This is a genomic window from Cryptosporangium aurantiacum, assembly GCF_900143005.1.
GTDB lineage: Bacteria > Actinomycetota > Actinomycetes > Mycobacteriales > Cryptosporangiaceae > Cryptosporangium > Cryptosporangium aurantiacum.
This window is the reverse complement of sequence record NZ_FRCS01000008.1, coordinates 74,007-98,816: the sequence shown is the minus strand read 5'-3', so window position 1 is coordinate 98,816 and position 24,810 is coordinate 74,007. Positions and strand designations below refer to the sequence as shown.

Annotated in this window: 23 protein-coding genes; 13 read left to right on the top strand and 10 right to left on the bottom strand. The window is 71.1% G+C overall.

Going from position 1 to position 24,810, the window contains the following annotated elements; translation table 11 throughout:
* Nucleotides 1–79: 79 nt before the first annotated feature.
* The 3 genes from BUB75_RS25500 to BUB75_RS25490 are packed head-to-tail and all read right to left on the bottom strand — an operon-like array spanning nt 80 to nt 3,593.
* Nucleotides 80–1,657: an alpha/beta hydrolase gene (locus BUB75_RS25500; protein WP_073260351.1), complete on the bottom strand. Its 1,578-nt coding sequence runs from the start codon at nt 1,655–1,657 to the stop codon at nt 80–82.
* A complete protein-coding gene (locus tag BUB75_RS25495) occupies nt 1,654–2,823 on the bottom strand; it encodes an ATP-dependent DNA ligase (RefSeq protein ID WP_073260350.1) in 1,170 nt (389 codons plus the stop codon). Before BUB75_RS25495 ends, BUB75_RS25500 begins: the two co-directional genes overlap by 4 nt.
* Before the next feature lie 5 nt (nt 2,824–2,828).
* The gene (locus BUB75_RS25490) at nt 2,829–3,593 is read right to left on the bottom strand and encodes a pyrimidine reductase family protein (protein ID WP_073260349.1); all 765 of its coding nucleotides are present in this window, start codon (nt 3,591–3,593) and stop codon (nt 2,829–2,831) included.
* A 92-nt stretch (nt 3,594–3,685) separates the two neighbouring features.
* On the opposite strand from BUB75_RS25490, the gene zapE reads away from it, so the two are divergent.
* Nucleotides 3,686–4,717: a cell division protein ZapE gene (gene zapE, locus BUB75_RS25485; protein WP_073260348.1), complete on the top strand. Its 1,032-nt coding sequence runs from the start codon at nt 3,686–3,688 to the stop codon at nt 4,715–4,717.
* A gap of 227 nt (nt 4,718–4,944) precedes the next feature.
* Complete coding sequence (locus BUB75_RS25480; RefSeq protein WP_073260347.1) at nt 4,945–7,050, top strand: ATP-binding protein; 2,106 nt, start codon at nt 4,945–4,947, stop codon at nt 7,048–7,050.
* A gap of 4 nt (nt 7,051–7,054) precedes the next feature.
* On the opposite strand, the gene BUB75_RS25475 is transcribed toward BUB75_RS25480, so the two are convergent.
* A complete protein-coding gene (locus BUB75_RS25475; protein ID WP_073260346.1) occupies nt 7,055–7,423 on the bottom strand; it encodes a response regulator transcription factor in 369 nt (122 codons plus the stop codon).
* A 176-nt stretch (nt 7,424–7,599) separates the two neighbouring features.
* On the opposite strand from BUB75_RS25475, the gene BUB75_RS25470 reads away from it, so the two are divergent.
* The 10 genes from BUB75_RS25470 (at nt 7,600) to BUB75_RS25425 (ending at nt 16,163) form a co-directional block, all read left to right on the top strand.
* A complete protein-coding gene (locus BUB75_RS25470) occupies nt 7,600–9,918 on the top strand; it encodes a chemotaxis protein CheW (RefSeq protein ID WP_073260345.1) in 2,319 nt (772 codons plus the stop codon).
* A gap of 52 nt (nt 9,919–9,970) precedes the next feature.
* Nucleotides 9,971–10,423, top strand: coding sequence for a chemotaxis protein CheW (locus BUB75_RS25465; RefSeq protein WP_073260344.1), 453 nt, complete (start codon nt 9,971–9,973; stop codon nt 10,421–10,423).
* A gap of 136 nt (nt 10,424–10,559) precedes the next feature.
* Nucleotides 10,560–10,931, top strand: a complete 372-nt coding sequence (locus BUB75_RS25460) for a hypothetical protein (RefSeq protein ID WP_143175397.1) — start codon at nt 10,560–10,562, stop codon at nt 10,929–10,931.
* Nucleotides 10,932–11,145: 214 nt separating this feature from the next.
* Nucleotides 11,146–12,120: a hypothetical protein gene (locus BUB75_RS25455; RefSeq protein WP_073260342.1), complete on the top strand. Its 975-nt coding sequence runs from the start codon at nt 11,146–11,148 to the stop codon at nt 12,118–12,120.
* A 215-nt stretch (nt 12,121–12,335) separates the two neighbouring features.
* Nucleotides 12,336–13,517: a protein-glutamate methylesterase/protein-glutamine glutaminase gene (locus BUB75_RS25450; RefSeq protein WP_073260605.1), complete on the top strand. Its 1,182-nt coding sequence runs from the start codon at nt 12,336–12,338 to the stop codon at nt 13,515–13,517.
* The gene (locus BUB75_RS25445) at nt 13,514–14,365 is read left to right on the top strand and encodes a CheR family methyltransferase (RefSeq protein WP_073260341.1); all 852 of its coding nucleotides are present in this window, start codon (nt 13,514–13,516) and stop codon (nt 14,363–14,365) included. The genes BUB75_RS25450 and BUB75_RS25445 overlap by 4 nt, the downstream gene beginning before the upstream one ends.
* A 14-nt stretch (nt 14,366–14,379) precedes the next feature.
* Nucleotides 14,380–14,757, top strand: a complete 378-nt coding sequence (locus BUB75_RS25440) for a response regulator (protein WP_073260604.1) — start codon at nt 14,380–14,382, stop codon at nt 14,755–14,757.
* Entirely contained in the window at nt 14,754–15,230 is a 477-nt protein-coding gene (locus BUB75_RS25435; RefSeq protein ID WP_073260340.1) for a chemotaxis protein CheX, read from the top strand. The genes BUB75_RS25440 and BUB75_RS25435 overlap by 4 nt, the downstream gene beginning before the upstream one ends.
* Nucleotides 15,227–15,589, top strand: coding sequence for a response regulator (locus BUB75_RS25430; protein WP_073260339.1), 363 nt, complete (start codon nt 15,227–15,229; stop codon nt 15,587–15,589). The genes BUB75_RS25435 and BUB75_RS25430 overlap by 4 nt, the downstream gene beginning before the upstream one ends.
* A 76-nt stretch (nt 15,590–15,665) precedes the next feature.
* The gene (locus BUB75_RS25425; RefSeq protein WP_073260338.1) at nt 15,666–16,163 is read left to right on the top strand and encodes a hypothetical protein; all 498 of its coding nucleotides are present in this window, start codon (nt 15,666–15,668) and stop codon (nt 16,161–16,163) included.
* Between the two features lie 94 nt (nt 16,164–16,257).
* Here the strand turns inward: BUB75_RS25425 and BUB75_RS25420 are convergent, their stop codons facing one another.
* The 3 genes from BUB75_RS25420 to flhA are packed head-to-tail and all read right to left on the bottom strand — an operon-like array spanning nt 16,258 to nt 21,210.
* Nucleotides 16,258–16,554, bottom strand: coding sequence for a hypothetical protein (locus tag BUB75_RS25420; RefSeq protein WP_073260337.1), 297 nt, complete (start codon nt 16,552–16,554; stop codon nt 16,258–16,260).
* Nucleotides 16,554–19,151 carry a hypothetical protein gene (locus BUB75_RS25415; RefSeq protein ID WP_143175395.1) on the bottom strand — a complete coding sequence of 866 codons (2,598 nt, stop codon included), beginning with the start codon at nt 19,149–19,151 and terminating at the stop codon, nt 16,554–16,556. Before BUB75_RS25415 ends, BUB75_RS25420 begins: the two co-directional genes overlap by 1 nt.
* Nucleotides 19,129–21,210, bottom strand: coding sequence for a flagellar biosynthesis protein FlhA (flhA, locus tag BUB75_RS25410; RefSeq protein ID WP_073260335.1), 2,082 nt, complete (start codon nt 21,208–21,210; stop codon nt 19,129–19,131). Before flhA ends, BUB75_RS25415 begins: the two co-directional genes overlap by 23 nt.
* A gap of 153 nt (nt 21,211–21,363) precedes the next feature.
* On the opposite strand from flhA, the gene BUB75_RS25405 reads away from it, so the two are divergent.
* The gene (locus BUB75_RS25405; RefSeq protein ID WP_073260334.1) at nt 21,364–22,617 is read left to right on the top strand and encodes an EAL and HDOD domain-containing protein; all 1,254 of its coding nucleotides are present in this window, start codon (nt 21,364–21,366) and stop codon (nt 22,615–22,617) included.
* A gap of 5 nt (nt 22,618–22,622) precedes the next feature.
* Here the strand turns inward: BUB75_RS25405 and BUB75_RS25400 are convergent, their stop codons facing one another.
* Genes BUB75_RS25400 through fliQ form a run of 3 tightly spaced genes read right to left on the bottom strand, consistent with a single transcriptional unit; the run spans nt 22,623 to nt 24,802 of the window.
* Nucleotides 22,623–23,720 (bottom strand): EscU/YscU/HrcU family type III secretion system export apparatus switch protein, encoded by a 1,098-nt coding sequence (locus tag BUB75_RS25400; RefSeq protein WP_073260333.1) that lies wholly within the window; start codon nt 23,718–23,720, stop codon nt 22,623–22,625.
* A gap of 18 nt (nt 23,721–23,738) precedes the next feature.
* Nucleotides 23,739–24,503, bottom strand: coding sequence for a flagellar biosynthetic protein FliR (gene fliR / locus BUB75_RS25395; RefSeq protein WP_073260332.1), 765 nt, complete (start codon nt 24,501–24,503; stop codon nt 23,739–23,741).
* A gap of 23 nt (nt 24,504–24,526) precedes the next feature.
* Nucleotides 24,527–24,802, bottom strand: coding sequence for a flagellar biosynthesis protein FliQ (fliQ, locus tag BUB75_RS25390; RefSeq protein WP_073260331.1), 276 nt, complete (start codon nt 24,800–24,802; stop codon nt 24,527–24,529).
* Nucleotides 24,803–24,810: the final 8 nt, after the last annotated feature.

The following is a 24,810-nucleotide window of genomic DNA, read 5'->3' as shown; positions in this document are numbered from 1 at the left end:
GTATACGCGGCGTCGTCGCGCGCGGATGTCAGCGCCGCCCTGAGCGGGCTCCACGTCAGAACACTCGCGCCTGGCGGCGCTAGTTCGCAGGGCAGGTGAGGCCGTCCGGGGGTGGGGCGGTGGTGATGAGGTAGTTGGTGATGTTCTCGCGGATGCAGTTCGTCTGCGGGTACGCGGTGTGCCCCTCGCCCTGCCACGTGACGATGTGGGCGGTGCCGATCTCGTTCGCGAGCTTCGCGGTGTTGGCGTACGGCGTCGCCGGGTCGCCGGTGGTGCCGACGACGACGATCGGCGGCGCCCCGATCGCCGCGCCGACCGGGTACGGGTCGTGCGAACCGGGCCACGCCGCGCAGCTCAGCAGCGTCATCGCGAGCGGCGCACCGAACAGCGGGTACTTCCGCCGCCACTCGGTCTGCAGCTTCCGCACGACGTCGATGGTCGGCGGGTTCCGTTCGTCGGTGCACCCGATCGTGGTGAACGCGTCGGTCATGTTGTTGTACGTGCCGTCCGAGTTCCGGCCGGTGAAGCTGTCGCTGAGCGAGAACACCGTCGTCGGGTCGCCCTTGGAGATGTCCGCGATCGCCTTCTCCATCGTCGGCCACTGCGCCTTGACGTAGAGCGCTGCGGTCACCGCCGAGAGGACGTGCCCGGTGGTCGCGGTCCGCCGCTCGCCGCCCACCCCGGGAACCGGCTTCTTCTGGATGGTGATCAGGACGTTGTGCAGCGTCCGCCGGGCGTCCGGGCCGATCGGGCAGCCGCTGCCCTTCGCCCGGCACGCCGCCGCGAAGTTGTCGAACGCCTTCTCGAACCCGGCGGCCTGCCCCTCCGAGGCGGTGATGCCGTCGAGGTTCGGGTCGACCGCACCGTCCAGGACGAACGCCCGCACCTTGGTCGGGAACAGGTGCGCGTAGACCGCGCCGAGCAGCGTCCCGTAGGAGTAGCCGAGGTAGGTCATCCGGCTGTCGCCGACGGCCTCCCGGATCGCGTCCATGTCGCGGGCGGTCTGTTCGGTGCTGTAGTACCCGAGCTTCGCGCCGTACTTGGTGACGCACGGGTTGATCGAGGAACGCCACAGCGCGAGCTGCTGGTTGAACTCGGCCGCCGGCTCCGGATCGGGGTTGGCCGCGGTCACCGCGTCCTTACTGGCCGGCGAGAGGCAGTCGACCGGGTCGGACAGGCCGACCCCGCGCGGGTCGAAGCCGACGATGTCGAAGCGCTCGAGCACCTCACCGGGCAGGAACAGCGGGGTCTGCGCGGCCAGCTCGATACCGGACGCCCCGGGGCCGCCGGGGTTGACCAGGAGCGAGCCGATCCGGTTCTTCTGCTGCAGCCGGCGGACGCGGACCAGCGCGATCGCGAACGTGTCGCCGCTGGGGTTCGCCCAGTTCTGCGGAACCTTGACCGCGCCACAGTCGACCTGGACGCCCGACAGCGTTGTGCCGATCGACCGCTCGATCTCCGCCTTGCAGTCCTTCCAGGCCACAGTGGTCTGCCCGGGGGTACCCGACGGGTTCGGCTGCGCCGGTGCGGACGACTCCGCACGCGGGACCGACCGCCACTCACCGTCCGCGCTGGACGCTCCGCACGCGGACAACCCGAGTGCGGCAACAAGACTCAGGATCAGGAGGGGGAGCCGGGGGGCGCGGCGTAGCGTCACGGAGAACCCTTCAGAACGCGTTCCAGATCAAAACGGACAGGACGGTCGAGCTGAGCATAAGTGCATGAACGGGGTTCTCGGTCGGGCCGCCAACGCTCGAAGCGGGCGGTATGCCGAAATCGGTCCCCCTCCATGTGGTCGTAGGCCACCTCGACGACCAGTTCTGGCCGCAGCGGCTCCCACGACAGGTCCTTCTTCCCGGTCCACCGGCTGGGCGCGCCGGGCATCCGGGTGGGGTCGGCGCCGGGGGCGGGCTCGGCGCCGGGAGTCGGGGGAGTCTGCGCGGCCCAGGCGGCCCACGGGTGTTCGGAGAGATCGGACATTCGATAGGGAGCCAGCTCGTCCAGGAGCTCCTGGCGTCGTTTCGCGGTGAACGACGCGGAGACGCCGACGTGGTGCAGGTGACCGTCGTCGTCATAGATGCCGAGCAGCAGCGAGCCGACGACCGGACCCGACTTGTGCCAGCGGAAGCCCGCGACCACGCAGTCGGCCGTGCGCGCGTGCTTCACCTTGCGCATCGTGCGTTTGCCCGGCTCGTACGGAGCGTCGGCGGCCTTGCAGATCAGGCCGTCGAGCCCGGCCCCCTCGAACTGCTCGAACCACTCGCGGGCGGTCTCCGGGTCGGTGGTCACCGGCGTCAGGTGGGTCCGCGGGCCGGCCGGGCCACCGTCGGCGGGGAACAGCTCGGCCAGGCGGGCGCGGCGGCGTGCGTAGCCGATCTCGGTCAGCGCCTCGTCGCCGACCGCGAGCAGGTCGAACGCGATGAAGTGCGCCGGGGTCTGCTCGGCCAGCAGGCGGATGCGGGACGCCGCCGGGTGGATGCGCTGCGCCAGCGCGTCGAAGTCGAGCCGTTCGTCGGTGACCACGACCAGCTCGCCGTCGACGACGCACCGCTCCGGCAGCGCGGTGAGCGATTCCTCGACGACCTCCGGGAAGTACCGCTGCAGCTCCTTACCGCCGCGGCTGCCGAGCACGACCCGGTCGCCCTCGCGGAAGATCAGGCAGCGGAACCCGTCGAACTTGGGCTCGTAGTGCATGCCCTCGTCCACCGGGATGCCCTTCACCGGGCTCGCGAGCATCGGTTCGACCGGCGGCGGTACCGGTAGGGACCAGGGCTGCTCGGCTGTCTCCGTGGTTTCGTCGTCACCCGTCGCGCCAGGACTCATGGCGGTCAGTGAAGCAGAGCCGGGCGACAATAGCGCAGCAAAAGCACGCTCGCGTCTTCGACGACGTGCGCCAGGGCCAGTTCTCGGGGGTCGGGCGTGTGCGGGCCGATGCTGATCCGCCCGGGGCCACCCCCGGCCAGCAGCGGACTCACCGTCAGACAGACCTCGTCGACGCGGTCCGCGGCGGTCAGCCCGGCGAACAGCCGCGGACCGCCCTCGCAGAGCAACTGGCTCAGCCCACGCTCGTGCAGCGCGTCCCTGGCCGCGGCGAGGTCGACGCCCAGGCCCGGCCGGCCCAGCACCAGGACGTCGGCGACCTCCGCCAGCGCCGCGCGCCGGTCGGCGGGGGAGTCCGGGCCGGTGACGACGATTGGCCTTACCGGTGCCTTGGCCAGCGACGCATGGGTCGGATCGATCGACAGCGCGCCGGACACCACCACCAGCGTCGGCGTGGGCGCGAGCCCGGCCGCGACCCGGCGGGCGCGTCGGTCGGCGTCCAGCGTCACCGGGCCGTAGTCCTCGGCCAGGACCGTGCCCGCGGCGACGACGAGCCCGTCGCACCACCCGCGGAGGACCTTGAACACCCGCTTGTCGGCCGGGCTGGACAGACCGGCGGAGAGCCCGTCGACGCTGACCGCGCCGTCCGCGCTCGCCACGAAGTTCATTCGCAGCCGGGGGACGTCGCGGTCGGTCGCGTACAGGCGCTCGAGCGCGGCGTCGTCCAGTTCGACGGCCGACGGCGGCGCGGACGCGGAGTAGAGAACACGCATCGTGCCATCCCACCATCGGCCGCCGGGCGCTGTGCGCGAGGTCATCGCGCTGCCCGGTGGGCCGGGGGGCCGCCCGACCGTAGGCTCGTACCGTGTCCGAGCCCGCAGTCGACGTCCGCTCCCGCCGGCTTTCCGACCGGCAACCGCAGGTCGCCCCCGCGCGGCTCGTGGCCGAACTGGTGCCGCCGCCCCGGTTCGCGGACGCGCGCTTCGAGACCTACCGGCCGGATCCGAACGAGCCGTCGCAGGCCGCCGCGCTCGCGGCGATGCGCGGGTTTGCCGAGCGGCTGGCTGCTCCGCCGCCCCGCAAGAGCCTGTTCCGGCGCGCGGCGCCCGCGCGTGCCGGACGTCCGGGAATCTACCTGGACGGTGGCTTCGGCGTCGGTAAGACCCACCTGCTCACGTCGCTCTGGCACGCCGCACCGAAACCGGCCGGGTACGGGACGTTCGTCGAGCTGACCCACCTGGTCGGTGCGCTCGGTTTCGGCGGCACCGTGGACGCGCTCGGGTCGCTGCGGCTGCTCTGCGTCGACGAGTTCGAGCTGGACGACCCGGGCGACACCGTGCTCGTCTCGTCGCTGCTGACCCGGCTGGTGGAGCGCGGGGTCGCGCTCGCCGCGACGTCGAACACGCTGCCGGACAAGCTCGGCGAGGGCCGCTTCGCGGCCGAGGACTTCCTGCGCGAGATCCAGGCCCTGTCCCAGCAGTTCGACGCCGTCCGCGTGGACGGTCCGGACTACCGGCACCGGGACGCGGTGGACGCGCCGGAGCCGCTGGACGAGGCTGTCGTGCGGGACCGGGTCGCGGCGGACCCGACGGCGACCGCCGACGACTGGCCGACGCTGCTCGCGCACCTGGCCACGCTGCACCCGTCCCGGTACGGCGCGCTGCTCGACGGCGTCGAGTCGGTGGGGCTGACCGGGTTGACGCCCGTCCCGGACCAGAACACCGCACTCCGGGTCGTGGTCCTCGTCGACCGGCTCTACGACCGCAGCCTGCCGGTTCACGCGTCCGGCTGCCCGGTCGACCAGATCTTCACCCCGGAGATGCTGGCCGGCGGCTACCGCAAGAAGTACCTGCGTGCGCTCTCGCGGCTCACCGCCCTGGCTCGGGCGGCCGGCTAGCGCTATTCCGTGCTGGGACCGGTCGGGCGTTGTGGTGGGCGCGGCGGGCGGTGCTGGCATGCGCACCAGTTACCGCCGCGGCACTCGGAGTGGCGACCTTCGCGACAGGCGGAACAGATCACCGCATCAGTGTGCGGGCACGCCTCCCTTGCCTGGCAAGTAGCGTGTTACATAATAAATCGGGGTGAAACGGACTCGCTGTAACGAAGGGGTGGTAACACCGGCCTATGACCTCGACGGCGAGCATCCTCCGCGCAGGGTTCGGTGCGCTCGTAGCGCTCCTCCTGCTGCTCGGTGGTGCCCGGCTGGCGGTCGGCCAGTACCTCGCGACGAACGTCGACGCGACGATCGGGCGCGCCGCGAACGCCACTGCGGCCAACGCTGCGCTGCTCCAGGCCCTCACCGACGCCGAGACCGGTCTGCGTGGTTACCAGCTGACCGGCGAGCGGTCGTTCCTCGAGCCGTATCGCCGCGGGATCGCGCAGTACCCCGCCGCGCGGGACGTCGTGGTCGACGCGGCCGACGATTCCGGGACCGACGCGCTCCGGGCGCTGGTGGCGACGCAGGTTGCGCGCGCGGATGCCTGGCTGGCGTTCGCGGCTCCGCTGGCCGGTTCCCCGGCGGGTAGGGACCCCGGGTCCGCCGCTGCGGTCGCGCGCGGCAAGGCGCTGTTCGACCAGCTGCGCGCCGTGAACACTCAGGTCAGCGCCGAGTTCCACGCGCAGCGCACGACCGTGCTCGACCGGTTCCGGACGATCACGCTGGTCAGCGACGTGGTGACCGCGCTGCTCACGATCCTGGCCGCGGTCGTCGCGCTCGTACTCGGGCTCCGGACCACCCGGCTGTTCGTCACGCCGCTGGAGAACATCCGGACCACGCTCGCGCGCCTCAACCGCGGCGACCGATCGGCGCGCGGCCGCGTCACCGGGCCGCCCGAGGTACGGAAGGTCGTCCGGGAGATCAACGAGCTGGCGGACGAGAGCGAACGGCTGCGCTCGTCGGAGGCCGATCGGGCCCGGATTCGCCAGGAGGCCCACGACCTCGGGGCGAGCGTGAGCGGTTCGCTGGACCGGGACGCGATCCTCGACCAGGTCGTAGCGGGGCTGGGTGTCGCGCTCGGCGTCGACTACGTCTACGTGCGGCTCGCCGAGGGGGGATCGGCGAGCTCCGTCGACCGGCTCTGGAACCGCCAGGGTCGGACGCCGCCCTCGGTCGAAGCGTTCCGCGAGGCCACCGCCGCGACGCCGTGGCCACGCAACAGCGTGTGGGCTGACCGATCGGCGCCGGCGCAGCCGGACGCGCCCGACCGTGTGCTGGCGGCGGCGGTGCTGGCGGCCGGGGGAGCCCGGTCGTGTCTGCTGACCGGTTTTGCCGTGGACGGGGAGGCGTCCGGCCTCATCGTCCTCGTGCAGGCCGACGCGGCGCGCACCTGGACCGGCGACGAGCGGGCGCTGCTGGAGGCGGTCGCTGCCGACGCAGGCCGCGGGTTGCACGTCGCCCAGGTCTACGGGCACCAGCGGGAACTCGCCGAGCGTTTCCAGGACCTGGACCGGCAGAAGACCGACTTCATCTCCACCGTGTCGCACGAGTTGCGGACCCCGCTGACCAGCATCCTCGGTTACCTGGAGATCCTGCTCTCCGGCGATCAGGGTGAGCTGACCGAGGCGCAGGAGCGCAGCCTGAAGGTGGTCGAGCGCAACGCCGAGCGGTTGCGTGAGCTGGTCGGTGACCTGCTCACGCTCTCCCGGATCGGGTCCGGCAGCCTGGAGATGACCGCGACCAGGGTGGAGATCGCGTCGCTGGTCGAGAGCGTGCGTGGGGTGTTCGGGCCGGTGGCGGCCGGGTCCGGGCTCACGCTGGAGTGCGACGCGGCCACCGACCTCGCGGTGAACGGCGACGCCCGTCAGCTCGAGCGGGTGCTGCTGAACCTCGTCGGCAACGCGGTGAAGTTCACGCCGGCCGGCGGGACCGTACGCGTGGTCGCGCGGCCCGAGCGAGCCGATCGGGTGATCGTGGAGATCACCGACACCGGGATCGGGATCCCGGTGTCGGACCAGGAGAGGCTGTTCCAGCCGTTCCAGCGGGCGTCGAACGCGGTGGCGAGCGCGATCCAGGGCACGGGCCTGGGGCTGGCGATCGCGCGTTCGATCGTCGAGCGGCACGGCGGTGAGGTGACGCTGCGCAGCGCGGCGGGCGAGGGGACGATGCTCACGCTCGTACTGCCCCGAGCCGTCGGCGCGCCCAGCGACGACGGTGAAGACGAGTCCACCCCCGCCGACAGCGCGATCCGTGCCGCGAAGGCCAGAGCACTGACCCGCTCCTTGCTCTCCTGAGGCGTTACGCCGGACCCAGGATCGCGGCGATTCGTGCGACGAGTTCGCGGGGGCTGAACGGCTTCACGACGTAGTCGTCGGCTCCGACGTCGAAGCCGGCCTCGATGTCCGCCTCCTGCGCCCGCGCGGTCAGTAGCAGCACCGGCACCTTCGCGGTGGCCGCGTCCGCGCGCAGTTCACGGCACACTTCGAGTCCGGACATCCGCGGCATCGACACATCGAGCACGACCAGGTCGGGCGTGGTCTCGCGGGCAGCGGCCAGCGCCGCGGCGCCGTCGGTCGCGGTGATGAGCGTGTACCCGGCTTGTTTCACCTTGAACGTCACCAGCGCCAGAATGTCCGGATCGTCGTCGGCGATCAGAACCGTGCTCATAGCCGTCGCTCCCCGCGGTCGGGCCTCGTTCCTGGACCTGAAACGGGGAACGGGCATTTCAGATGTAATGATAGCGAAACGGGTGCAGATTTCGCTCGACGGTGCCCGGGCGCGCCTTTCCCTCAGGTGAACGCCTGTCGCGTCGATGGAAGCCGCGACGACAGAGGGAGACAAACGTGGACGAGTTGGACGACATCGTTCAAGAGTTCCTGGTCGAGAGCCACGAGAACCTCGATCAGCTCGACCGGGACCTGGTCGCGCTGGAGCAGCACCCCGACTCCCGTGAGCTGCTGTCGAGCATCTTCCGCACGATCCACACGATCAAAGGCACCAGCGGCTTCCTGGCGTTCCACCGTCTGGAGACGGTGACGCACGCCGGTGAGTCCCTGCTGTCCCGGCTGCGGGACGGCGCTCAGTCGATGAACGTCGAGAGCGCCGACGCGCTGCTCCGCATGGTCGACAGCGTGCGCGCTCTGCTCACCTCGATCGAGGAGTCCGGCGCCGAGGGCGACATCGACGTCCAGCCCGCCATCGAAGCGGTGACCGCGTGCATCGAGGACGGGTCCGGCAAGCCCAAGGCCGCCGCTCCGGCGGCACCGCCGCCCGCCGAGGAGACGCTCGCAGAGACCGAGCCAGAGGCGGTCGCCGACGACACGGTCGAGGCGGAGCTGGAACCCGAGCCCGAGCCCGAGCCGGTCGGCAAGGCACCGGTCCCCGCGCCGCGCGCCGGGCTGACGCCCCCACCGGGCGCCCCGGAGCCCGGCGAGGAGGGGAACGCCCCGCAGCGCCGCAGCGTCGCCGAGAGCTCGATCCGAGTGGACGTCGACCTGCTCGACGCGCTGATGCGGCTGGTCGGCGAGCTGGTGCTCACCCGCAACCAGCTCGTGCGTGGCGTCAGCGAGATGTCCGACCCGGCGCTGACCCGGACCACCCAGCGGCTCAACCTCATCACGTCCGAGCTGCAGGAAAGCGTGATGAAGACCCGGATGCAGCCGATCGACCAGATCTGGTCGAAGCTGCCCCGAGTCGTCCGCGACCTGTCGAGCCAGCTCGGGCGGCAGATCAAGCTGGCGATGGAGGGCCGGGAGACCGAGCTCGACCGGAGCCTCTTGGAGTCGGTGAAGGACCCGCTGACCCACCTCGTCCGCAACGCGGTCGACCACGGCATCGAGCCGCCGGACGTCCGCCGCGCCGCCGGGAAGAACCCCGAGGGCACGCTGACGCTGCGCGCGTACCACGAGGGCGGCCACGTGGTCGTCGAGGTGGCCGACGACGGCGCAGGCATCGACCCGGACCGGGTGGCGAGCACCGCGCTCGACCGCGGTGTGATCACCCGCGACCAGCTGGCCCGGATGGAGACCTCCGATATCCTCCAGCTGCTGTTCCAGCCGGGCTTCTCGACCGCGAAGAAGGTCACGAACGTCTCCGGCCGCGGCGTCGGCATGGATGTGGTGAAGACCAACATCGAGAAGATCGGCGGCACGGTCGACGTCGACTCGACCCCCGGCCGGGGGACGACCTGGCGGCTGACGATCCCGCTGACGCTGGCGATCATCCAGGCGCTGACCGTCGAGTGCAGCACCGAGCAGTACGCAATCCCGCAGATCGCGGTCGACGAACTGGTCTTCGTCGACGGCTCCTCGGACAAGAATATCGAGCACGTCTCGGGTGCGCCGGTCTACCGGCTCCGGGGCAAGCTGCTGCCGCTGGTCCGGCTCGACGAGACGCTCGGGCTGCCGGTCGGCTCGAACGACAAGGACGTCTACATCGCGGTCCTCCAGGCGGAGGGACGGCGGTTCGGCCTGGTCGTCGACCGCGTCCTGAACACCGAGGAGATCGTGGTCAAGCCGCTCGCGGCGCTGCTCAAGGACATCGGCGTGTACCAGGGGTCGACGATCCTCGGCGACGGAAAGGTGGCGCTCATCCTCGACGTCCAGTCGCTCGCCCGCCGTTCGCTGCTGGCGGCCCAGGCCGTCGAGAAGTCCGGCATCGGTGCCGAGGCCCAGCAGGCGCAGGGCCGGGTCGGCAGCGGCAACCGGCTGCTCATCACCGGTGTCGGCGACCGCAGGGTCGCGGTGCCGCTGGACATGGTCACCCGGCTGGAGGAGTTCCCGGTCGACAAGATCGAGCGGGTCGGCAGTCGCGAGGTCGTGCAGTACCGCGGCCGGATCCTGCCGCTGGTGCGGCTGGCCCACTTGCTCGGCGCGTACCCGGCCGAGGATGGCGACTCGGTGCCGGTGGTCGTGTACAGCGAGCGCGGACGCAGTGTCGCGCTCGCCGTCGAGAAGATCGTCGACATCGTCGAGGACTCGCTGGCCACTCACAGCGATCTGGACGACTCCGGCCTCACCGGCTCGGCCGTCATCCAGCAGCGTGTCACCGAGATGCTCGACGTCCGGCAGGCGATCCTGGCCGCTGACGTCAACTTCTTCGACGCGATGGACGAGTACGCGGAGAACTACAGCGGTGGCCTCGAGGAGATGAGCGGCGTATGACTGTGCTTCCCTACGGCCTCCGAGGCTCCGATCCTCACTGCGGAGGCCTCCGATGACCAGCCGTCAATACACGACGTTCGAGGTCGCCGATCAGCTGTTCGGGGTCGACGTCGCCAAGGTCGTCGAAGTGCTCCGGTTCAGCGAGTACACCCGCGTTCCGCTCGCGGACAAGTCGGTCGGTGGCCTGATCAACCTGCGTGGCCAGGTGATGGCCGCGGTCGACCTCCGGGTGCGGCTGGGGCTGGAGCCCCGGGACATGTCCAAGCCGTCGATGAACGTGATCGTGTCGGAGAACGACGAGCCGATCAGCCTGCTCGTCGACAAGATCGGCGACGTCGTCGAGCTGCAGGACGACACGTTCGAGCCGCCGCCGGACACGCTGGCCGGCCCGGTGCGCGAGCTGATCATCGGCGCCTTCAAGCTCGACAGCAGGCTGATGCTGGCGCTGGACGCCAAGCGCGCCGTGGACTCGGCCTCGAACGCGGCCAAGGTCGCGGCCAGATAGGTCCTGTGAGCACGCCGAACCGGTGCAGCCGGTTCGGCGTGTTCGCGTGTCCGGAGTTCTCAGATTCGCCGGACGCCCGGCGATAGGAACGCTGGCGGTCGGAGTGACGTCCGCCGGAGTTCGGGAGGAGTTCGCCGTGCCCAGATCGCAGTCGAAGCTCGAGGTCGAGAGCCCGTCCGGAGCGCAGCCGGACCACCCGGCCACTCAGGTTCCCCAGGCAGCCGGCCAGGACACCCCGGCGGACCCCGGACAGGCGCTGCGGCTCGCGGTGAGCCAGCAGGCCGAGTTGCTCGCGTTGCTGACCGGCTCGGCCAGGGCCGGCGTCGGTGCGCTCGACGAGACGCCGCCCTCCGGGACCGTGGACCTGATCGGTGCGCTCGGCCCGCTGGAGCGTCCGGACGTTCCCGGCAGCGATCCGCTGCGGGCCTTCGCGGTCGTGGCGCCCCGGTTCGCGCAGGACGCCGAGCAGGTCATCACCGACCTCGGCGGACGCGGGCAGGCCGCCTGATCTCACTGAACGCATTCCGGTAGTAACCATGCGTGTGACCGCTCCGGGAGCACACCACGCTGGGTGACGGTATGCCGCAGTTCACATCCGACGACGGTGCGTAGCCACCGCCGTTCGGATCCGTGCGTCGCGCGCCACTGTGGACGGTCGAATTCGGCCGGTGGTCCCGGGCGAAGCCTTGGCGGACCGGCGAACGGGTGTCAGACTGGCTTGCGTGTACAGCCTGGTCAGCGCCCCAGTCCTCGGTTTCGACCTCACCCGGATCGAGGGTGGGGCCGGTGTCTCCGACGTCCTGACCCGCGCTCTGTCGCTGGGTCCGGACGACCTGGAGGTGCTCGCCGAGCATCGCGCCGACGACGGGCAGCGCGCCGATCTCTGGGCCGCGGTGGAGATCGCGACGACCGTGCAGCCTACGGTCCGTGATGTCGCCGGGCTGAGCCGCGCAACCGACCCCGCGACGCCGGTCGAGAAGCGGGCCAGCGCCGCGCTGGGGCTCCTTCAGCGGGCGCCGCTGGGCACCGTCGACGGCTTGCTGCAGTGCGTTCGCTATGACGTCCTGGACTGGACGTGGAGCGCGGCAGGCGAGGCCGAGCCGGACCAGGCCCCGCAGTTCCCGCCGGTGCAGCGCACCGGCGAGCCGGCTCCCCGGCCGCCGAAGGTGCAGTCGGAGGTCGCCTCCCGGGCGACCGCGGTGATTTGCGACGCGATCGTGGCCGGGTACCTCCGGCAGGAACTCGACGACCAGAGCAGGCGGCGGCTGGCTGCCCCGTGGGTGGCCGCGAGCCGGCGTCTGCCCGAGCGGGAGGTGGGCCTCGGCCCGACCGGGTCCGCGATGCGGACGCTGATCGACCGGGTTGCGAGCCTGAGCCAGCAGGACGGCGCGCGGCTCTACAAGGCTGCGGAGGCGGCGCGCCGCGAGTCGGCGAGCTGGGCACCGGCGATCCACTCCGCGTCCTGGGCGGTCCACCTGGCCGACCGGGTCCGCGAGGCGGCAGCCGGGCAGTTCTTACTCGTCCAGGCAGTGGAGACCAGCGGGATTCCGGTGACCGAGCGGGCAGCCGGAGTGTGGAACCTGCTGAGCGGCGCCGTCCAGGCGCTGGCCGCCCGCGACCTGGTGGACGCAGAGACCGCCCACCGCCTGCTCGGGCCGGTGCTGTCCACCCTCGGGCCGTCCGCCCTGGGTTCGTAGTCGCACGCGCTTTCCCCGTCGGCCCGCGCTTCGGCGCGGGCCGACGCGTTTCGGGGGGCCCGGGTCCGTCAGGTCGTGGTCCGGGTCACACCAATTCCTCAGCCTGGTCACCGCGCGACCGATAGGGACGCCGTGACGGCCCCGAGGTGCATCCCGCCCGGCTGCGGCTGCGGTTGCCGGCGCGTGCGGGGCCTCGGCACGGGAAGGCGGCGCGTGTGATCTCAGTTCTGGTGGTCGACGACTCGGTCGTCGTCCGACGCCTGATCGTTGACGCACTCACCGACGACCCGGGCATTCAGGTCGTTGGTACCGCGTCCAACGGACGGCTCGCTCTCGCCAAGATCGACGAGCTGAAGCCCGACGTCGTGACGCTGGACATCGAGATGCCGGTGCTCGACGGCCTGGGCACCCTGCGAGAGCTGCGCCCCAAGCACAAGCGTCTTCCGGTGATCATGTTCAGCACGCTGACGGCCTCCGGGGCGTCCGCCACGCTGGAAGCGCTCGCGGCCGGCGCCAGCGACTACGTCACGAAGCCGGCGAACGTCGGCAGCGTGCGGGAGTCGATCAAGAGCGTCCGTGAACAGCTCATCCCGCGGATCTACGCGCTCGCGCCGCGGCAGCGGCCGAGCGCGGTTCCGCCGCGCCCCGGCGCGTTGCCCGGCCGCCCCGGCGCGCCGGCGACGGCGCCCGGCGGGCCACCCGCCCGCGCGGGTGCACCGCTCGGGCGGCCGCAGGCTCCGCCGCCGGCCGGTGCGCGGCCGCCGGGAAAGGCCGCCCCCAAGACGCCCGGGACCCGGATCGACGTCATCGCGGTCGGGTGCTCCACCGGCGGCCCGGACGCGCTGGCCAAGGTCGTCCAGGGCTTCCCGAAGGATCTGCCGGTGCCGGTGGTCGTCGTTCAGCACATGCCGCCGATTTTCACCAAAATGTTCGCCGATCGCCTAGATCGGGCAAGTGCAGTAAAAGTGGTCGAAGCGACGGCGGACACTCCCTTGACGGCCGGCACGGTGTACATCGCGCCGGGCGACAAGCACCTCGAGGTCATCCGGCGGGGGACCTCGGTCGTCACCAAGCTGCACGAGGGGCCGCCGGAGAACTCGTGCCGCCCCGCGGTCGACCCGCTGTTCCGGTCGGTGGCGACGGTCTACGGCGCGCATGCCCTGACCGTCGTGCTGACCGGAATGGGACAAGACGGTAAAAAGGGTTGTGAAGTTCTCGCAAGGGTCGGTAGCGAAATAGTGGTCCAGGACGAGGAGACATCCGTGGTCTGGGGAATGCCCGGCGCCGTCGCCGCGGCCGGGCTCGCAGACGCCATAGTGCCGCTCGGCTCGATTTCCGACACTCTGCTCGCTCGCGTCGGCCACGGCCGAGCTAACCGGTTGGCGGTGGTCAGATGACCCTCTCGGCGCACGAGTTCCAATTCGTCAGCAGCCTGGTACGCCGGGAGGCGTCGATCGTGCTGGAACCGGGGAAGGAATACCTGGTCGAAGCCCGGCTGCTGCCGCTGGCCCGCAAAGCGGGCCTGGCCTCGGTCACCGAGTTCCTGCTCCGGGCACAGGGCCCGGCCGGTCGTAGCGACCGGGACAGCATCGTCGATGCGCTGACGACGAACGAGACGTCCTGGTTCCGGGATCGGGAGCCGTTCACCGCGATGACCGACCTGGTCATCCCGCAGCTGGTGAAGTCCAGGGGGACGGCGCGCAGCATGCGGGTCTGGTCGGCCGCGTCGTCCAGCGGCCAGGAGCCGTACACGCTGGCGATCCTGCTCAAGGAGAACCTGCCGCCGGGCTGGACGTACGAGATCCTCGGAACCGACATCTCCACCGAGATGCTGGCCAGAGCCGAGACCGGCCGGTACAGCCAGCTCGAGGTGAACCGAGGTCTGCCGGCGCCGTTGCTGGTCAAGCACTTCACCCGGGTCGGTCCGGAGTGGGAGGTGGCCGCCCCGATCAAAAAGGCGGTCAGCTTCAAGCGGCTCAATCTGGCGGCGCCGTTCCCGCCGATGCCCGCATTCGACGTGGTGTTCCTGCGGAACGTGCTCATCTACTTCGACGTCGAGACGAAGCGGGGCGTGCTCAAGCGCATCCGCAATCTGCTGAAGCCCGATGGGTGGCTCTTCCTCGGCGCTGCCGAGACCACGATGGGAATCGACGACGGCTTTGAGCGCGTCGTCACCGGACGGACGTCGGCCTATCGGCCGCGGACCGGTACTTCGGCGCCGGTCGGCGTCACGGGGAAGGGGTGAGGCGAGTGCTCGCCATGGTGATCGACGACTCCCGAGCGATGCGACTGATCCTCAGACGCATCGTCTCCGGTCTGAACTTCGACGTGGTCGAGGCCGGTAACGGGCGCGAGGCGATGGATCGCCTCGCCGAACTGGATACGGTGCCCGAGCTTGCGCTGATCGACTGGAACATGCCCGAGATGAACGGTCTCGAGTTCGTGACCGCCGTTCGCGCGGACAAGAAGTTCCGCGGGATGACGCTGATGATGGTCACGACTGAGAGCGAGCACGGACAGATCGTCCGCGCGCTCGCGGCCGGCGCCCACGAGTACGTGATCAAGCCGTTCACGCCGGATGCGATCGTGGACAAGCTGGTCATGCTCGGGTTGATCCCGGACGGGGCGCACGCATGAGCGCGACCATGGCCCCCACCGGCGACGATCTCCAGCAGATCGCCGAACAGGTTTGGGCGTCCTACCTCGATACCGACGGTGAGAAACCGCTGGTCCCGCTACCGCCGGACAAGCTCTCCCGGGACGTGGTGGCCGGGGTGGCGGTCAGCGGTGCCTGGCACGGGCTGGTTCTGGTGGCGTGCTCTGCGGCGGCCTCCAAGGAGGCGGCCGCGGCGCTGCTCGGAATGGGAACGGACGAGGTCACCGACGGCGACGTCGACGACGCCCTCGGCGAACTAGCGAACGTTATCGGCGGCAACGTCAAGAGCCTCCTACCCGAGCCCTGCACGCTCGGCCTGCCCGAGGTGCACAACGACGCCGACAACGACCCGTGGCTGGCGGGGGACGAAATCTGTCGGTTTGAGGCCACCTGGATGGGTGAGCCTATGGAGGTCAGCGTGCTGGAAAAGCCGCAAGGGGGGGAGACCGAATGAAGATCCTGATCGCCGACGACAGCCGGGTGATGCGTCAGATCGTCACCCGCACACTCCGGCAGGCGGGGTACGACGGTCACGAGCTGATCGAGGCGGAGGACGGAGCCCAACTCGTCCAGAAGGCCAACGACGAGAAGCCCGACCTCGTTCTCTCGGACTGGAACATGCCCAACATGACGGGGATCGAGGCGATCCGGGCGCTTCGTGCCAGCGGCAACAACACGCCGTTCGGCTTCGTCACCTCGGAGGGCACGCAGGAGATGCGTGACACCGCGTCCGCGGCCGGCGCGCTGTTCCTGATCGCGAAGCCGTTCACGGCCGAGATGTTCAAGGAGAACCTCGACTCGATCCTGGGGTGAGCCCTTCGGAGGGTGAGGCCAGGGTCGGGCACGGGCCGCGGCGCGGTGCCGCCGGCTGCGACGCAAGGGGTGGACGATGACACAAGCGACGACACAGTTGCCGTCACCGAAGGACGTCCGGGACATGCTCGAGGAGCTGCTCGGCAAGGACGTCACGGTCGGCGACGGCTCGCCGGCCTCCACGGCTGACCTGCAGAAAGCCGTGGTCGCGATCTACGTCGACGACACGAACAAGATCGGCGCCGTCGGCGGGATGGACCTGCCGCTGGCGGCCTGGGTGGGTGCTGCGATCGGTCTGCTCCCCAAGGGGGGCGCCGAGGACTGTGTCGACGAGGGGCAGCTCACCAAGCTGATCGGGGAGAACGTCCGCGAGGTGTGCAACATCATGGCGGCTCTGCTCAACAAAGAGGGCACGCCGCACCTCCGGCTGGAGAAGGAGAGCGTCTTCCTGCCCGGTGAGGCGGCGCCGCAGGAGGCGCAGGCGCGAATGGTCGCGCTCGGCGCGCGGCTCGACCTCGCCGTGGCGGTCGCGGGGTACGGCGCCGGGCGGCTCTGGATCTCGCTGGCGGGTTGACGTCGGAAAGGCAAGCACGGGGTGATCGCGGCGCGGTCACCCCGTCGTCCGTTCGGGGTGCCTCCTTGAGGGGGTCAGGCGGCTTCGCCGTGGGTCAGGCGGCTTCGCCGCCGCCCGCCTGCTCCTCGGCGGCGGCAGCGGCGGCGCGGCGTTCGGCCTGCTGCTGGCGGAGCTCCTCCAGCTGACGCTGGACCTCGTGCTCCTGCTGGATCCGGTGGTACACCCGGAACAGCGCGCGGAGAATGCCCAGCATGAGCGAGGCCAGCAGGACGGCGATCAAGTAGCGGATCAGCGCCGTGTCGACGTCCAGGTTGCCGACCACGAACGCCTGCCAGAGCGCGGGCGCCGCCAGCAGTGCGGCGAGCAGCAGGACCGAGTAGCGCGCGAACATCAGTAGCCGTCCGGATGCTCGTCCGGCCACCAGGTCCGGACCGCGTGGCCGTTGTGCCGCGCGCCGCCGTTGACCTGTCGGGAGCTCGCGTCCGCGGGCTGGGGTTGGGGCATCGCGAACACCGCGGCGTAGTCCGCGAACTCGGGTTCCGGCGCGCGGTGGGTGGTCCGCCGCGACCGCTCGATCGGTTCCTCTGCGGACGCCGCGTGTGCTCCCCGCCGTCCGACCGGCAGCTCCAGCGGCATGACCGGAGCGATCGGGCCCTCGCCACCGGCGGGCAGCGGTCCACCGGCCAGCCGCTCGCAGAGCAGCGTCGTCCAGCGCCGTGCGGTCGCCGGACGGCCGTCCAGCATGACGACCGGGAGCCCGAAGTGCAGCACGCTGCCCGGTTCCACGGTCGCGTCGGCGCCGTGGACCGCGAGCGCGTCGACCCGCTCCAGCGCGTCCAGGAAGCGCGCGGTGTCCGCGTTCTTCTTGGTCGCGTCCACGCAGGCCCAGATCTGCGTCGGGTCCAGCGCCGAGATCGTGGCCCGTGGTGAGGCGTCGACCGACGACGTCACCGCTGCGGCCCTGCCGATCGGCGAGCCGGCGGTCGCCTCGACCACCACGATCCGCGGACCGGCGGACGAATGCAGCTCGGCGGCTCGCCGGATCGCCTCGTCCGGGCCGGAGATGCGGTGCGAGCGGCGTAGGCCGGTGCCCGCGATCGAGCCCGCGACCAGCGTCGCCGACGGGTCGATGGCTGCGGTCAGCGCGGCGATCTGTCCGGCGACCATCAGCGCCGAGTCGGTCTCGCCGACGATCACCAGCACCTCGCCCGGGCGGGAGGGCAGCGCGGGCGGGTACGGCAACCCGGCGACCGCGCGCGCGACCGCCGTCCACGGATCGGGTCCGACCGCGCGAGCCGCGATGTGTACCGGCACGCCGTTCCGCACGAGTTGGACGGCCGGGTGGTCGTAACCTGGGCGGGCGACCGGTTTCGGGCCGGTGCGCCGGAGTGCCTGCACGGCGGTGGGTGGTTCGTCCGGCTCGGGGGTGCTCGTCGTGCCGGGGACGGTGGCGCGTCCGCTCACCGGTGTTGCTCCAGGGACGCTCGCCGTTCCGGTGGCGGTCGGGGGGTGCGGCTCCGCGTCCGCGTGGGCTCCGTGCGGTGAGTTCGACGTCGGGAGAGCGGGCGAGACGGGGTGCGTGCCCCGCGCGGTGCGAATGTGCGTGGTCTCGTCGTCGGGGTCAGCGTCCGCGATGGCCGCCGAGTCCGCGATGGCCGCGGCGGCCGCGGTGGCCACGGGCCGCATCGGGTCCGTGGGTCGCGCCGGGTCTGCGGGTCGCGCCGGGTCGGCGGGTCGCGCCGCGTCGGCGGGCTGGGCCGACGCAGGCGCGGGGGATACGGCGGGCGCCGGAGATGCGGAGCGCGCCGCGACGCGGCCGGTGATGCGCGGCGCGGAGCGGATGTCCGGCGCGCTGTCGTCGGCCGGGTACTCGTCGGCGGGGTCGGTACCCACCGCGCTCTCGTCCACCGCGGCACCGTCGGCGGGCTCCGCCGCCGGCCGCTCCTGGACCGCCCGATCCCCGACGTCCGCGCCGTCCACAGCACGCCCGTTCACGCGGCCCTCCACAGCCCGCCCGTTCGCGACTCGACCGGCCGCAGCTCGGTCGTGCGCGGCGGTGTCGTGCCGCACGGGATCGTCCGTCGTCCGCTTGCGGCCCACCGCGTCGGCCGGGCCGCGGCCGTTGCCCGCGTGGTGGTCGTGCGCGGCGCGGCCGGGGCGCGCCCGACCGTCGGCCGTGTCGGGGTCGGCTGCGCGGCCGGTGGCGGCGGCGCGTTCCGCGTCGTGGGCCTCGGCCGCGCGCTGCCGGGCCCGCTCGGCCAGTCGCGCCGCGACCGCCGCCCGTGGCGGCCGGTCGAACGGCACCGCAGCGGACGCCCCCCGGGCGGATGGTGACCCGACGGACGGCGTTCCCCCGGACGACGCCGTTCTCGACGGTGACCCAGCGGAACGAGCCGCTGCGGACGGGGCCGCTCCGGACGGCGTTCCCCCGGACGATGCCCCCGCGGACGGTGCCCTTCCGGACGGCGTTCCGTTGGAGCGCGCCGCTGCGGACGGTGCCGCTCCGGACGGGGAGGCTCCGGACGGGGAGCCCCCGGATAGTGACCCTCCGGACGGGGGGCTCGCGGACGGCGTCCGGATCGGCGTTGTCGGCGTGGACGACGGGTCACCCGACCGCGCACCGTCACCCCCCGAGACAGCCCTCTCGGCCAGCACCTGCGCGAACCGGGCCGCCGTCATCGGCGCCCGCTCCACCTCGCCGAACTCACGCTCCTGCGCCTCGGCCCGAGCCAGCAGCGCCGACAACCCGTCCGCGGTCGGCGGCACCGCCTCGTCGGCGGTCGCCGCGGACGAGTCGGCGAGCGCCGCCTCGTCCGGATCGAGGATCTCGACCGCGATCTCGAACCGCTGTTTGGCGAAGAAGCCGGCCAAACCCCCGCTGCGCACCCGCTCGGCGGAGACGATCCGCGCCGCGGCGCCGTGCTCCTCCTTGATCTTCGCGAGCAACTGCTCCAGATCCGGGCCCTCAAGCAACAGCCGGGTAGACACCGCCCACCACCCCCACGGTCTCGATCTGAGCGGAGACGCCCGAGATCTCGGTGTACGACAGCACCGGGAGGCGCGGCGTCACGAGCCGGACCAGCCGTTGCAACGGCAGCCGCAACACCGGCGAGCAGACCAGCACCGCGGTGATCCCGCGCTGCTCCGCCGTGTCGAACAGCCGGTGTGCCTCGGTGACCAGCGACTCCGCCCGCGCGGTGTCGACGCCCAGCTGGATGCCGCCCTCGCCGGGACGGAGCGACTCCAGCAGCATCTGCTCGATCTGCGGGTCGAGCGTCATCACCGGCAGGCGTCCCTCGTTGATGTACTGGTTCGCGATCGCTCCGCCGAGCGCCGCGCGGGCCGCCTCCAGCAGGCCGTCCGGAGTGCTCCCGGACTTTGCCGCCAGCGACAGCGCCTCGAAGATCCGCACCAGGTCGCGGATCGGAACGTTCTCGTCCAGCAGCGCCTGGAGCACCCGCTGGATGTCGCCGAGGCTGAGCAGCGTCGGGGTGAGTTCCTCGACCACCACCGGATGCGTCCGCTTGACCACCTCGGTGAGCGCGCGCACGTCCTCCCGGCCGAGCAGCCTGCTCGCGTTCGTCCGGACGACCTCGGCCAGGTGCGTGATCACTACCGAGGCGCGGTCGACGACCGTGGCACCCATCATCTCGGCCTGGTGCCGCAGCTCGGCGGGGATCCACTTGCCTTCCAGCCCGAACACCGGCTCGTGTCCGGCCCGGCCGGGCAGCGCCTCCAGCCCGTCGCCGATCGCCAGCGCGGTGCCCGGCGGCGCCTGGCCGCGAGCCACCTCGACCCCGCTGATCCGGATCCCGTAGCTGGACAGCGGGAGATCCAGGTCGTCGTGGGTGCGCACCGGCGGCATGATGATGCCGAGTTCCAGCGCGACCTTGCGACGCAACGCCCGCACCCGGTCGAGCAGGTCACCACCGGCGGTGTCGACCAGGTCGACCAGGTCCGGGGCGAGTGCCAGCTCGAGCGGGTCGACCCGCATCTCGCCCAGCAGCGCCTCCGGCGAGTCCGGCGCGGGTCCGGTCGGCGCCGCGGCGGCTGCCTGCTCCGCGGCCTCCTCGACGGCGCGTTCGGCCGGCGACGGCATCTTCTGTGCGATCAGCAGGACGCCGGCGCCGAGCAGCAGGAACGGCAGTTTCGGCATGCCGGGCACCAGGCACAGTGCGACCGCGGCAGCGCCGCCGATCTGCAGCGCCCGCTTCTGGGCGCCGATCTGGGTGATCACCGACGACCCCATGTCGCCGGACGTCGCCGAGCGGGTCACGATCAGACCGGTCGACACCGAGAGCAGCAGCGCCGGGATCTGCGAGACCAGGCCGTCGCCGATGCTCAGCAGGCTGTAGGTGTTGACCGCCTCCATCGGGGCCATGCCCTTTTGGAGAATGCCCACCGTCATGCCGCCGATCAGGTTGATCAGCGTGATCACGATCGCGGCGATCGCGTCGCCCTTGACGAACTTCGCCGCACCGTCCATCGACCCGTAGAAGTCCGCCTCGGCGGCGACGTCCTCGCGGCGGCGCCGCGCTTCACCCTCGTCGATGAGCCCGGCGTTGAGGTCGGCGTCGATCGCCATCTGCTTACCGGGCATCGCGTCCAGCGTGAAGCGGGCACCGACCTCGGCGACGCGCTCGGCGCCCTTCGTGATGACCAGGAACTGGATGACGACCAGGATCAGGAACATCACCATGCCGATGACCAGCGAGCCACCGATGACGATGTGGCCGAACGCCTCGATGACGTGGCCGGCGAAGCCGTCGATCAGCACCAGCCGGGTGGCGCTGATGTTCAGCGCGAGCCGGAACAGCGTCGCGACGAGCAGGAGCGCGGGGAAGATCGAGAAGTCCAGCGGCCGCGTCACGTACAGGCTGACCAGCACGATGACCAGCGAGAGCGTGATGTTCAACGCCAGCAGGAAATCAAGCAGGAAGGCCGGCATGGGGACGACCATCATCACGATGATGGCCACGATCCCGACCGGGACGGCGAACGGCCCCAACGCCTTCAGATTCACGGCGCTCCGCAGGTACGACGGCATGCCCGATCCGTCGGGCTCCCCGCTGCCGTCCTGGCTTGTGTCCCATCGGCGCCGGACTCTCCTGCCTGAGAGTTTCGTGCCGGAACGTTGCACGACGGGTGCGCCGCCCGCGCTTTCCCTACACCGGGACAACGGCACGCCGATGACACCGACGTGCAATCAGTCCCCGCGCCGCCTCCGCCGGTCGCCGACGGCACGTGGACCACCTACGTCGCCCGGCAACCGATCGTGAACCGTGCCGGTCGCCTGGTCGCCTACGAGCTCCTCTTCCGGGACGCGCCGGGGGCGACGGTCGCCACCGAGCGCGCCGCCGAGGCGACCAGCCGAGTCCTCGTGAACACGTTCGCGGAGTTCGGGTTGGAGCGGCTGGTCGGTGACCGGCTCGGCTTCGTCAACCTGACGGCCGAGTTCCTCGTCGGCGAGTTGCCGCTCCCGTTCGCGCCCGGGCTGGCCGTCCTCGAGGTGCTGGAGACCGTCGAGGTGAACGACGCCGTGCTCGTCGGCGTCGCCTCGCTCGCCAACCAGGGGTACGAGATCGCCCTGGACGACTTCGTCTGGGGCACCAGCCACGACCGGCTGCTCCCGTACGCGTCCTACATCAAGTTCGAGGTCGCCGGCATCGATCCGGACGTCCTCGCCGAACGGGTCGCGATCGCCCGCAAGCGGCGGCGTGGAATCACGCTGCTGGCCGAGAGGCTGGAGACCGACGACGACTATCAGCGCGCCCGTGACCTCGGCTTCGACCTGTTCCAGGGCTACCTGCTGGGTCGGCCGGAGGTGCTCTCCGCGGAGACGCTGGCGCCCTCGCGTGCCCGGCAGCTCGAGCTGCTGGGGCTGCTGACCAGCCCGGACGTCGACCTGCCGACGCTGAGCGCGGTGATCACCGCCGACCCCGGTCTGGCGCTGCGCATCCTGCGGGCCACGAACTCGGCGTCCGTCGGGCTGAAGCGCCGGATCGCGTCGATCCAGGACGCGGTCGTCATCATGGGGCTGGAGCGGCTGCGGCAGTGGCTCGCGGTGATGATCGTCAGCGACCTGTCCCAGGCCGGCGAGGCCGATCTGTCGATCCCGATGGTCCGCGGCCGGTGGTGCCAGAACCTCGCGAAACAGGCGGCGCTCCCCGCCGATGTCGGGTTCACGGTCGGGTTGCTGTCCGGCGTCGCCGACCTGCTCGGTGTGGACGCCGCTGAGCTGGCCGAACGTATCCCGCTCACCGACGAGGTCGCGGCAGCGCTGATCGACCAGAAGGGTGAGCTCGGAGCGGTGCTGACCGCCGTCCGCGCGTACGAGGCCGGTGAGATGGCGATGGCGACGGCGGCCAAGGGCAGCCTGTCGATGGCCGAGCTCGCGAAGAGTTACCTGGAAGCGATCGGCTGGCAGGTCTCCACCGCCGCCGCCATGCGCTGACGCCCTCACGTGGGGAGCGGAGGGCGGCGGTTCGGGGGCAGACGGTGCGTACCCGCCGCCGATCCCTTCGCCTTCAGCGACATCACGAACGCGAGCACGGTCGCCACCGCCGTGTACAGCTCGGGCGGGATCTCCTGTCCGATGTCGCAGGCCTTGTAGAGCGTCTGCGCGAGTCCCACGTCCTGGATCACCGGCACCCGGTTCTCGGTGCCGAGCTCCCGGATCTTCTGCGCGATCGTCCCGGTGCCCTTCGCGACGACACGCGGTGCGCCCTTCAGCGGGTCGTAGCGCAGTGCGACCGCGTAGTGGGTCGGGTTGACCACGATGGCGTCCGCCTTCGGGACGTCGGCCATCATCCGGTTGCGTGACATCGCCATCTGCCGAGCCCGGATCTGGCCCTTGATGTGCGGGTCACCCTCGGTCTTCTTGTACTCGTCCTTGATGTCCTGCTTGCTCATCCGCAGTTGCTTGCCGATGCGACGGCTGGCCACCGCGTAGTCGGCGGCGGCCATCACCAGACCGGCTGCCGCCGCCGCCCGGATCAGCCGCTCGACGGTGTCGATGACCTCGCGGATGATCACCTCGTTCGGGATCTGGCCGCCGCCCATCAGCACCGGGATCAGGTCCTTGACCGACCAGTAGAGGACGGCCCCGAGCACCGCGCTCTTGACGATGGTCTTGACTGCTTCCCACAGAGCGTGCGGACCGACCACCCGCTTCAGGCCGCTGAGCGGGTTGATCTTGCTGAACTTCGGCATCAGCAGCTTCGTCGCGAAGTTCAGGCCGCCCTGGGCCGCGGTGGACGCGATGCCGGTGATCAGCATGCCGATCGCCAGCGGAGCGACCGGGATCGCTACCGCCAGCAGGGTGTCGGGGAGCAGGCCGAGCATGCGGTGCGGGTCGGGGTCCGTGATGATGTCGGCGGCCTTGTCCAGCAGTATCCGCGCGCGCTCCAGCATCCAGCGGATGACGATCGGCAGCAGGAAGCTCGCGAGCAGCATGCCGACCCAGGCGCCGAGGTCGGGGGTGCGGGCGATCTGACCTTCCTTGCGGCCCTGTTTCTTCTTTTGTGGTGTCGGCTTCTCGGTCTTCTCACCGGACAGCGGGGATCACCTCCTCGCCTAGGCCCGGACGACGGCCATGACGGCCTCGACGGCGCGATCGACGATCTCCTCCACCATGCTCGGCAGGATGCCGATCGCGATCCCGGCCAGCAGGACCGTGAGCAGGATCTTCGCCGGGAAACCCAGCGAGAACGCGTTCAGCGCCGGCGCGACCCGGGTCAGCAGGCCGAGCGCGACGTCAGCGCAGAACAGCACCGCGATCAGCGGTCCGGCGATCTGCAGCGCGGCCAGGAACATGTGGCCCAGACCGGTGCTCAGCGCGTCGCCGAGCGCCGCGAACGAGAGGATGCCGGTCAGCGGCACCGCGTCGTACGAGGCGGCGAACCCCCGGATCACCAGCGCGTGCCCACCGGTCGCGAACAGCAGCGTGGTCGCCAGCAGGTTGTAGAAGCGCCCGAACACCGCCGTCTGGGTGGCTGCCATCGGGTCGTAAGCCATCGCGACCTGGAAACCGCCGAACATGTCGATCAGGTCGCCGGCCATCTGGAACGCTGCGAAGTAGAGCGCGGTGATGAACCCCAGCGCACCCCCGACGACGACCTGCTGCGCGGAGCTCGACACCACCGCTGGCCAGTCCATCGGCGGCGCCTGGCCGCGCAGCGCGGGCGCCACCGACAGGGCGATCGCCAGCGCGAGGATCGCCCGGATCCGCGGCGACACCAGCGGAGACGCGAACGGGGGCGACACGGTCACCCAGGCGGCGGCGCGGACCATGGCGAGCAGCACGGTCACCAGGACCGTCCCGTCGAACTGCCACGTCATCCGGCCCGCCCCCGGTCGCGGACTCAGGATCCGGACAGCAGCGTAGGAATCCGGGCATAGAGCTGAGTGGTGTACGAGACCAGCTCGTGCAGCATCCAGTTCCCGGTGAGCAGCAGCGCACCCCCGGCGGCGATCGCCTTCGGGACGAACGAGAGCGTCTGCTCCTGGATCTGGGTCACCGACTGGAACAGCGAGATCAGGAAGCCGACCGCGAGCGTCGTGAGCAGGATCGGCGCGCTGAGCTTCGCGATGATCGTCATCGTGAAGAGCCCGATCTCGATGATCTGGGCATCCGTCATGACGCCTC